Here is a 1157-nt window from a genome sequence, read left to right on the forward strand (position 1 = left end):
GTTTCCGGTGTGGCCGAGGGAGTAGCGGCCGGGTTGGGGCCAGATGGTGAGGCCGTGTGGGCCGCGGCCGACGGGGATTCGGGCTAGTAGTTTGCCGTTGTCGGTGTTGAGGACGTATACCTCGTCGTGGTAGCGGCCGGAGAGCCAGAGTTGTTTGCCGTCGGCGGAGAGGCCGCCCATGTCGGGGCTGCCGCCGCCGGGGATCCGCCAGGTTGTGGTGGGTTTCAGGGTGGTCAGGTCGAGGACGGTGACGCTGCCTTCGTCGCGGTTGGTGACGTAGGCGAGTCGGGCGTCGCGGCTGAAGTAGATGCCGTGGGCGCCTCGGCCGGTGCGGATGAATCCGGTCTGGCGGGTGGCCTGGCCGTCGAAGACGTACACGCCGTGGGCGTGCATGTCGGCGACGAGGAAGTGTTGCCCGTCGGGGGTGAGTCGGGTGTCCTGGGGCATGCCGTCGGAGGCCTCGGTGAGCCGGAAGTCACGCAGTTTGCGGAGGCTGGTGGTGTCCAGGACGAGCATCCGGTTGGCGAACTCGCAGCTGAACAGCATGGTCTTGCCGTCGGCGGTGTAGTCCATGTGGTTGATGCCGCCGCACTCGGGGAACCGGACCGACCGCACCCGCTGCCAGGTGCCCAGGTCGTAGAAGTCGAGCCGCTGGTACGCCTCGGCGACCACGATCGCCTGTTTGCCGTCGGGGGTGAAGTAGAGGTTGTAGACGTCTTCGAGCTTGCGGAACTGGCCCGGGTCGCCGGTGCGGGCGTCGATCGGGACCAGGCCACCGTTGGGGATCTGGCTGGAGGCGACATAGAGGGTGCGCAGGTCGTAGGAGGGCACCACGTGCTGCGGCTCCGGCCCGCCGGGGAACTTCCGCACCACCGTGAACGTCGCCGGGTCGATCACCCACACGTCGTTGCTCTTCGTGTTCGGCACATACACCAGCGGCCGGTCCCCGCGCACCGGCGCGGCGAGCTGGTCGGGGCCGGCCGCGGCGTAGACGTTGCCGGCCGCCGGATAACTCGGCATCCCCGACACCAGCGGCCCGAACGACCCGTCCGCCGACCGGCCGGCGGACGGGCTGGTCACCGCCTCCCGAGTAGGCGCCCGGTCGGTGCAGGCCAGCAGCCCGGCCGACAGAACCAGGACCGGGACGGCAGCCAACA

General features: G+C 69.5%; 1 protein-coding gene. It reads right to left on the bottom strand.

Going from position 1 to position 1157, the window contains the following annotated elements; genetic code table 11:
* A partial coding sequence (locus tag ABZ783_RS37420; RefSeq protein ID WP_357447988.1) for a YncE family protein occupies positions 1-1157 on the bottom strand: 1157 nt, incomplete at both ends.

The organism is Micromonospora sp. NPDC047738 (assembly GCF_040642675.1).
GTDB lineage: Bacteria > Actinomycetota > Actinomycetes > Mycobacteriales > Micromonosporaceae > Micromonospora.